Origin of the sequence: Chromobacterium piscinae (assembly GCF_021129175.1) — a bacterium.
Taxonomy (GTDB): domain Bacteria; phylum Pseudomonadota; class Gammaproteobacteria; order Burkholderiales; family Chromobacteriaceae; genus Chromobacterium; species Chromobacterium piscinae.
The window spans coordinates 35,907-43,463 of sequence record NZ_JAJOHV010000063.1 but is presented as its reverse complement, the minus strand read 5'-3'; the positions used below and the strand labels follow the sequence as shown (position 1 = coordinate 43,463).

The 7,557-nt window shown below is 64.2% G+C and carries 9 protein-coding genes; 4 read left to right on the top strand and 5 right to left on the bottom strand.

Annotated elements, in window-relative coordinates; genetic code table 11:
• From LQR33_RS16480 to LQR33_RS16470, 3 genes are all read left to right on the top strand, one after another.
• Window positions 1-403 (top strand): ABC transporter permease (locus LQR33_RS16480; protein ID WP_231469769.1); only part of this gene is annotated, 403 nt, incomplete at its 5' end.
• Between the two features lie 303 nt (window positions 404-706).
• On the top strand, window positions 707-1,093 hold the full coding sequence (locus tag LQR33_RS16475) for a cytochrome b562 (RefSeq protein WP_221667967.1): 387 nt from the start codon (window positions 707-709) through the stop codon (window positions 1,091-1,093).
• A gap of 75 nt (window positions 1,094-1,168) precedes the next feature.
• Entirely contained in the window at window positions 1,169-1,711 is a 543-nt protein-coding gene (locus tag LQR33_RS16470; RefSeq protein ID WP_231469767.1) for a cytochrome b, read from the top strand.
• 28 nt (window positions 1,712-1,739) lie between these two features.
• Here the strand turns inward: LQR33_RS16470 and mnmE are convergent, their stop codons facing one another.
• The 5 genes from mnmE to rpmH all read right to left on the bottom strand — a co-directional run bounded on the left by mnmE (window position 1,740) and on the right by rpmH (window position 5,782).
• Entirely contained in the window at window positions 1,740-3,092 is a 1,353-nt protein-coding gene (mnmE, locus tag LQR33_RS16465) for a tRNA uridine-5-carboxymethylaminomethyl(34) synthesis GTPase MnmE (protein ID WP_021477550.1), read from the bottom strand.
• A 343-nt stretch (window positions 3,093-3,435) separates the two neighbouring features.
• Window positions 3,436-5,073: a membrane protein insertase YidC gene (gene yidC / locus LQR33_RS16460; protein ID WP_021477549.1), complete on the bottom strand. Its 1,638-nt coding sequence runs from the start codon at window positions 5,071-5,073 to the stop codon at window positions 3,436-3,438.
• A 19-nt stretch (window positions 5,074-5,092) separates the two neighbouring features.
• Window positions 5,093-5,302, bottom strand: coding sequence for a membrane protein insertion efficiency factor YidD (gene yidD, locus LQR33_RS16455; RefSeq protein WP_021477548.1), 210 nt, complete (start codon window positions 5,300-5,302; stop codon window positions 5,093-5,095).
• Window positions 5,278-5,643: a ribonuclease P protein component gene (gene rnpA, locus LQR33_RS16450; protein WP_011137952.1), complete on the bottom strand. Its 366-nt coding sequence runs from the start codon at window positions 5,641-5,643 to the stop codon at window positions 5,278-5,280. The genes yidD and rnpA overlap by 25 nt, the downstream gene beginning before the upstream one ends.
• 4 nt (window positions 5,644-5,647) lie before the next feature.
• On the bottom strand, window positions 5,648-5,782 hold the full coding sequence (gene rpmH / locus LQR33_RS16445; protein ID WP_021477546.1) for a 50S ribosomal protein L34: 135 nt from the start codon (window positions 5,780-5,782) through the stop codon (window positions 5,648-5,650).
• Window positions 5,783-6,112: 330 nt separating this feature from the next.
• Here rpmH and dnaA point away from each other — a divergent pair, with 330 nt between their 5' ends.
• Window positions 6,113-7,516, top strand: coding sequence for a chromosomal replication initiator protein DnaA (gene dnaA, locus LQR33_RS16440; RefSeq protein WP_021477545.1), 1,404 nt, complete (start codon window positions 6,113-6,115; stop codon window positions 7,514-7,516).
• Window positions 7,517-7,557 lie beyond the last annotated feature (41 nt).

Below are 7,557 nucleotides of genomic sequence, written 5' to 3'. Positions count from 1 at the left end.
CTTCGGCGCCGCGCCGGCGCTAATCGCGCTGGCACTGTACAGCTTGCTGCCCATCACCCACGCCGCGCTGTCAGGCCTGGCCTCGGTGCCCGAGGACGCGCTGGAAACCGCCCGCGGCATGGGCATGAGTCCGCGGCAAATGCTGTGGCGGGTGGAACTGCCCTTGGCCGCGCCGGTGATCGTGGCCGGCCTGCGCACCGCGATGGTGATCAATATCGGCACCGCCGCGCTGGCCTCCACCGTCGGCGCCCGCACGCTGGGCCTGCCCATCATCGTCGGCCTGTCCGGCTTCAACACCGCCTACGTGATCCAGGGCGCGCTGCCGGTGGCGCTGCTGGCCATCGTCGTCGACCAGGTGTTTCAGTGGCTGGGGGAGTGGCTGACGCCGCAGCATCAGACCTGAGCGGATCGGCCTGGCCCGGCTGTGGATAAAAACGGCGTCCACACGCCGCTGTGGATAAGCATGCCGCGAGCCGCAATCCTGCCGGCCAGAACCGCAGGAGCGGCTTCACGCGCATGCGGCTCCGCTCCTCCAGCCCGGCAGAAGGCTTTCGCCTCGCTAACAAAAACTTGCAAAGTCCCTGGTCTTGCCAGCCGTTCTTAAGTTTCGCGTAAGTCTAGCTGACTATGCTGCGGGAAACGCCGGATGTGCCGGCGCAGATCGCCGGCTTTCCGCCGCCGCTCAGACAACTTGCGCGAGGCCCCCATGAACGCTTTGAAAAAACTCCAACCGCCCATTGCCGCCTTGGGTTCCATCCTGCTGGCACTCACGCTGCTGGCGTCCGCGCCCGCCCAGGCCGGGGAGCTGAAATTCCTGATGAAAGACATGAAAACGGCGCTGAACGGCGCGCTGGGCAGCGCCAGCATACCGGAGTTCACCCGCTATCTGGCGCGTTTGCGGGGCGACGTGGACAAAGCCGGGAGGCTGCCCTACGCCGACAATCCGGTCGACTACCGCGAAGGCATGCTCGCGCTGAGCGCCAATCTGGACAAGACCGAACAGCTGGCCAAAACCGGCGACCTGGCGGCGGCCAAGCAATCTCTGCAAGCCGCCAACCAGACCAGGAAGCATTACCACCACCTACTCAATTGACGCAGACGACGCAAGCCGTCGCGCCTCTCCGCGGCGGATTTGGGCTTAACGGTTCTCAAAACCGGGGAGAATGAGATGTCCACCCACCATCGTTACCCTTGGACCGTCAGCGCCATCCACTGGTTGCTGGCCACACTGGTCGGGGCCAATTTCGCGCTCGGCTGGCTGCTGGACGATATGGAAGAATTGATGGCCGCGCATAAGGCGCTGGGGATCGCAATCCTGGGACTCGCCCTGCTGCGGATCGTCAACACGATACGCGTGCGCCGCCGGTTGCCGGCTTCGGTCAATCCGGCAGGCTCGTTGCCGCGTTTGGGGGAAAAGCTGGCGCACAGGCTGCTGTATCTTTGCCTGATCGGCATCCCCTTACTCGGGTGGCTGAAAACCAATGCCGCCGGCCACGGACTGAGCGCGCTAGGCTGGGCGCTGCCGACCCTGGTGGAAAGAAACCGGCAGCTGTCCCACCTGTTTGGCGACCTGCACGCGGCCACGGCCACCTTGTTCGCCGCCTTGATCGGCCTGCACATCTCCGCCGCGCTCTGGCACCAGTTCGCCCATCCCGGGCAAGGGCTGGCGCGGATGCTTCCCATCGGCCCCAGGCGCCAGCGAGGCGGCTGATGCCGCCCGCCGGGAAGCCGGCTACCGCTTACTTACCAATGCAGAAGCGGGAGAAAATCACGCCCAAGAGATCGTCGGCGCTGAACTCGCCGGTGATCTCGGACAGCGCGTTCTGCGCCATCCGCAGCTCTTCGGCGAAGATTTCCACCTGCTCCCAGTCGGCTTCGGCCAATTCCAGGTGGTCGGCGGCGCGGGCGATGGCGTCCAGATGGCGCTGGCGGGCCAGGAACACGCCTTCGTCGGCGCCGCTGTAGCCTATCATCTCCAGCAGCTTGGCCTTGAGAACGTCCACGCCGTCCAGCGTTCGGGCGGACAGGCGCACCAGCGGGTGGCCATCCTGCACGGTCAGGCCGGCGGCCTCGCCGGACAGGTCCACCTTGTTGAAGACCTGCACCCTGGGCAGCGCCGGCGGCAGCCGCTCCAAAATTGTCTGCACTTCGGCGGTCAGGCCTTCGCGGCTGTCCACCAGCAGCAGCGCCAGGTCGGCGCGCTCCACCGCCTGCCAGGTGCGCTCGATGCCTATCTTTTCCACCACGTCGTCGGTGTCGCGCAGGCCGGCGGTGTCGATGATGTGCACCGGCACGCCGTCGATGACGATTTCCTCGCGCACCGTGTCGCGGGTGGTGCCGGCGATATCGGTGACGATGGCGATGTCGTCGCCGGCCAGCGCGTTCATCAGGCTGGACTTGCCGACATTGGGCTGGCCCACCAGCACCACATGCATGCCCTCGCGCAGGATGGCGCCCTGCTTGGCGGTGGCCTGCACGCCCACCAGATGCGCGCGCAGCCGGCGCAGGCGGCCGATGGCGTCGGCCTGCTTCAGGAAGTCGATTTCTTCTTCCGGGAAGTCCAGCGTCGCCTCCACCAGCATGCGCAGATTGATCAGCTCGTCCACCAGGCCGTGCACTTCGCGCGAGAACGCGCCCTTCAGCGATTTAAGCGCGCTCTTGGCCGCCGTTTCGCTGCTGGCGTCGATCAGGTCGGCCACGCTTTCGGCCTGGGCCAGGTCCAGCTTGTCGTTGAGGAAGGCCCGCTTGGTGAACTCGCCCGGCTCGGCCAGCCGCGCGCCCAGCTCCACGCAGCGCGACAGCAGCATCTTCAGCACCACCGGCCCGCCGTGGCCCTGCAGCTCGATCACATCCTCGCCGGTGAAGCTGTTGGGGCCGGGGAAGAACAGCAGCAGGCCGTTGTCCAGCGCCTGGCCGTGGCCGTCGAAGAAGTCGGTGTAGGTCGCGTAGCGCGGCTTGGGCGTCTTGCCGCCGGAGATGGCCTGCGCGAACGGCAGCAGGTCCTTGCCGGAGACGCGGATCACGCCGACGCCGCCGCGTCCCGGAGCGGTGGCGACGGCGCAGATGGTGGCGGGGGTGTAGCTGAGGTTCATCGGCATTCCTTGGGTGCTTGGCCGCGGATGGCGGGCTGGGGCATGGGCGGGTGGTTGGAGATGCATCCCCCTATCCTTGGCCTTCTCCCGCGAGGGAGAGGAAGATCAGCCGCATGGGACAACCGCCTTGCGCTCATGCTCCGCGCCGGCTTCATGCCCGCGGCGAATTCGTTTGGAGCGGCTAACAGAGCGCCTGAGCCAAGGCGCGCCGACGCAGACAGTACACATGGTACGGCAAGGAGGCGCAACGCAGGATCAGGGGCTCTGTTAGCTGCTCCTGTTCAATTATCCAGCAAAAAACCCGGCCAGTGGCCGGGTTCGATCAGCAATTCGGACGGGGCGCTCAGGATTGCAGCGCGGCCTTGTTGCTCTTTTCGATCTGCTTGTTGATGAACCACTGCTGGGTCATCGACAGCACGTTGTTGACCACGTAGTACAGCACCAGGCCGGCCGGGAAGAAGAAGAACAGCGCGGAGAAGGCCAGCGGCATGATCTTCATCATCTTCGCCTGCATCGGATCGGCCGGCGGCGGGTTCAGGAAGGTCTGCAGGAACATGGTCGCGGCCATGATCACCGGCAGGATGTAGTACGGGTCCGGACGGGCCAGATCGGTGTACCACAGGATCCACGGCGCGCCGCGCAGTTCCACGGAGGCCAGCAGCGCCCAGTACAGGCCGATGAACACCGGGATCTGGATCAGCATCGGCAGGCAGCCGCCCAACGGGTTGACCTTCTCGGTCTTGTACATCTCCATCACCGCCTGCTGGAACTTCATGCGGTCGTCGCCATGCTGCGCCTTCAGGCGCTCCAGACGCGGCGCCAGGGCCTTCATCTTGGCCATGGAGCGATAGGACGCGGCGGTCAGCGGGTAGAACACCGCCTTCACGGTCAGCGTCAGCAGCACGATCGCCCAGCCCCAGTTGCTCACCAGCGCATGCAGCTTCACCAGCAGCCAGAACAGCGGCGAGGCGAAGATGTAGAAGATGCCGAAGTCCTTGGCGTATTCCATGCCGTCGGCCAGCTTGGAGATGATGCTGTACTCTTCCGGACCGGCGAACAGCGGCACGGACACGCTCAGGCTCTTGCCCGGCGCGACGGTGGCGTAGTCCACCAGCGCGGCGGCGGAGTTCAGGCCGGCGGTTTCCTTCAGCTCGAAGCGGCAGGAACGCTCGTCCTTGCAGACCGATGCGCCGTCCAGCGGCTTCAGGATCCAGGCGGACATGAAGTAGTGCTGCACCATCGCCACCCAGCCGTCGGTGGTGGTCTTGGCGTAGTCGCCCTTGCCCTTGGCCAGGTCGTCGAAGCTCACCTTCTGGAACTTATGCTCCGAGGTGTACACGGCCGGGCCGGTGTAGGTGTGGGCCATGCGGCCTTCGCCTTCCGGCGCCTGGCTGTCGCGCAGCAGGCGGTAGTAGGCGGTGGGGGCCAGCGGCGCGGCACCGCCGTTCACGATGTCGTAACGGACGCCGATTTCGTAGCTGTTCTTGCTGAAGGTGTAAACCTTGCTCACCTTGACGCCGTTGGCGTCCGGCGCGGTCAGCTTCACTTCCAGCTTGTCGCCGGTCAGCTCGTAGCTGGGCTTGTCGGCGGTGAATACGGTTTTATGGGTCGGCAGCGCGGGATTGCTGGCCGCCACCAGGCCGGTCTGGGCCACGTAAGTGCGCTTGGCGTCATCCTCGAACAGCTGGAACGGCTGGTTGTGGTCTTCGGCCGCGCCGTGCTTCAGAAGCTTCAGCGAGCGCAGGTCGCCGCCCACGGTATCGATCTCTGCCTCGACCAGATCGGTCTTGACGTGGATGCGCTGACCTCGGGTCAGCTTGTTGGCATCGGCCGGCTGCGCCACATTATTGGCGGCGCCGGTCGTGGCCTGGGTCTTGGCCGCTTGCTGCTGCGGGGTGTGCTTGGGCATGAAATATTCATTCCACCCAAACAAGATGCCCACGGACAGTAGAACAAAGATTATCAGTCGCTTGGAGTCCATCTTCTCGATACCGGAAAGTTCAGGGAACCGGGTCATAGCCGCTGCCGCCCCAGGGATGGCAACGGCAGATGCGTCTGGCGGCCAGACAGCCACCCTTGAGCGCGCCGTGTTTCCTCACCGCCTCGATCGCATAGCCGGAACAGGTGGGCTGGAAGCGACAACGCGGCGCCAACCACGGGCTGATAGCCAGCTGGTAGAAACGGATCAGGAGGATGAGGATGCGCGACATCGTGCCAGTTTAGCAAACAAGGCCTGCAAAGCCGTTACAGCTTCGGCACGCTGTTCGCGGGTGAACGCCGTCTTGGCGCGCACCACGTAGTCCACGCCGTCCAGGCCTTGCTGGTTCAGACGGAACCACTCGCGCACGCAGCGCTTGATATAGTTGCGGCGTACCGCCCGCTTGGCGACCTTCTTGCCGACCACCAAGCCCACACGGGCGTGGTCCAGGCCGTTGGGACGGGCGAACACCTGGAAGAACGCATTGCTGCGCTGTTGCCGCAAACTAAAAACGGATGAGAACTCATCCGTTTTTAACAGCCGGTGCGCACGGCGAAAGCGGTAAGCCGACAAGGGCTTAGACGGCCAGCTTCTTACGGCCCTTGGCGCGGCGAGCGGCGATAACGGCGCGGCCGCCACGGGTCTTCATGCGGACCAGGAAGCCGTGAGTGCGTTTGCGACGGGTATTGGAAGGCTGGTAAGTACGTTTCATGATATGGGTTTCCTGTTTCGAAACGGAAATAAACGCGTGATTTGACTAGATATTCGTCGCTTTGTCAACGAGGAATTTTCTCCACCCCTGTGGATAACTTTGCAAAAAACCGTTAGAATGTCTAGGTTTACCGTTGCCGTTCGGCTGCACAACAAATGAACGCACCCAAGGGCCCACAGGCCCGCCGCGTTCGAAACACCGCAGCCCGCCGGCCGCTTCCATGCCGAACATTCCGTCGCTCGCGCGCGCGAAACGCGCATCGCGTGCGGCATTTCCCGCTGTTGCAAGCCATGCGCCCGCAGCGGGTTTTTCGCTTTCACTTGGTATGTAATGACTGAACTGGATCAATTCTGGCCTGCGTGCCTCGCCCGCCTGGAGGCCGAACTGTCTTCGCAACAGTTCAACACCTGGATCAAGCCGCTGACCGCCGAAGCCGGCGACGAAGGCATTGCGCTATTCGCGCCGAACCGCTTCATCATGCAGTTCATCAAAGACCGCTTCCTGCCGCGCATCGAGGAACTGGCCGTTGAACTGGTGGGGGAGCTGCCGGTGGAACTGCGCCTGGGCGCGCCCAGCTCGCGCCCGGCCGCCCCGGTAGCCAGCAGCAGCCAGCCCAGGGCCAAGGAGCCGGCCAAAGCCGCCGCCAGCGCCCCGGCCGCGCCGTCGCCCGCCAAGCAGGCGGCGGTGAAGGCCATTGGCGGCAGCCATGAAAGCACGCGCCTGAACCCGTCCTTCACCTTCGACACGCTGGTGACCGGCAAGGGCAACCAGCTGGCGCGCGCCGCGGCGATGCAGATCGCCGAGAATCCGGGCGACCAGGCCTACAACCCGCTGTTCGTCTACGGCGGCGTGGGCCTGGGTAAGACTCACTTGATCCAGGCGATCGGCAACCACGTGTTCCAGAAGAACCCGCAGGCCAAGATCCGCTACATCCACGCCGAACGCTATGTGGCCGACATCATGCGCGCCTACCAGCACAAGGCCTTTGATGAATTCAAGCGCTACTACCACTCGCTGGACCTGTTGCTGATTGACGACATCCAGTTCTTCGCCGGCAAGAACCGAACCCAGGAAGAGTTCTTCTACGCCTTCAACGCGCTGATCGAGGGCGGCAAGCAGGTGATCATGACCTGCGACAGCTACCCCAAGCAGATAGAAGGCATGGAGGAACGGCTGATCTCGCGCTTCTCCTGGGGCCTGACCGTGGAAATCCAGCCGCCGGAGCTGGAAATGCGCGTGGCCATTCTGATGAAGAAGGCCGAGGCCGACAGCATCAAGCTGGAGCACAACGTGGCGTTCTTCATCGCCCAGAACGTGCGCTCCAACGTGCGCGAGCTGGAAGGCGCGCTCAAGCGCGTGGTGGCCTACGCCCGCTTCACCAACCAGAACATCACGCTGGAGCTGGTGAAGGAAGCGCTGAAGGACATCCTGGCCGCCGGCAACCGCCAGGTGACCGTGGACGCCATCCAGAAGACCGTGGCCGAGTACTACAAGATCAAGCTGTCCGACATGCACAGCAAAAAGCGTTCGCGCGACATCGCCCGCCCGCGCCAGGTGGCGATGGCCTTGGCCAAGGAGCTGACCCAGCTGTCCTTGCCCAATATCGGCGATGCCTTCGGCGGCCGCGACCACACCACGGTGCTGCACGCCTGCAAGACCATCACCGAGATGCGCGCCAACGACGCCGACATCGCACACGATTACGAAGCGCTGCTGTCCATGCTGCGCAATTAAAACCATGATCCGACTCTTCACTATCCAACGGGAGCCCGCCA

Coding starts and splice junctions, on each gene's coding strand:
- LQR33_RS16475 (WP_221667967.1), top strand. CDS start 707: ATGAACGCTTTGAAAAAACTCCAACCGCCCATTGCCGCCTTGGGTTCC.
- LQR33_RS16470 (WP_231469767.1), top strand. CDS start 1,169: ATGTCCACCCACCATCGTTACCCTTGGACCGTCAGCGCCATCCACTGG.
- mnmE (WP_021477550.1), bottom strand. CDS start 3,092: ATGAACCTCAGCTACACCCCCGCCACCATCTGCGCCGTCGCCACCGCT.
- yidC (WP_021477549.1), bottom strand. CDS start 5,073: ATGGACTCCAAGCGACTGATAATCTTTGTTCTACTGTCCGTGGGCATC.
- yidD (WP_021477548.1), bottom strand. CDS start 5,302: ATGTCGCGCATCCTCATCCTCCTGATCCGTTTCTACCAGCTGGCTATC.
- rpmH (WP_021477546.1), bottom strand. CDS start 5,782: ATGAAACGTACTTACCAGCCTTCCAATACCCGTCGCAAACGCACTCAC.
- dnaA (WP_021477545.1), top strand. CDS start 6,113: ATGACTGAACTGGATCAATTCTGGCCTGCGTGCCTCGCCCGCCTGGAG.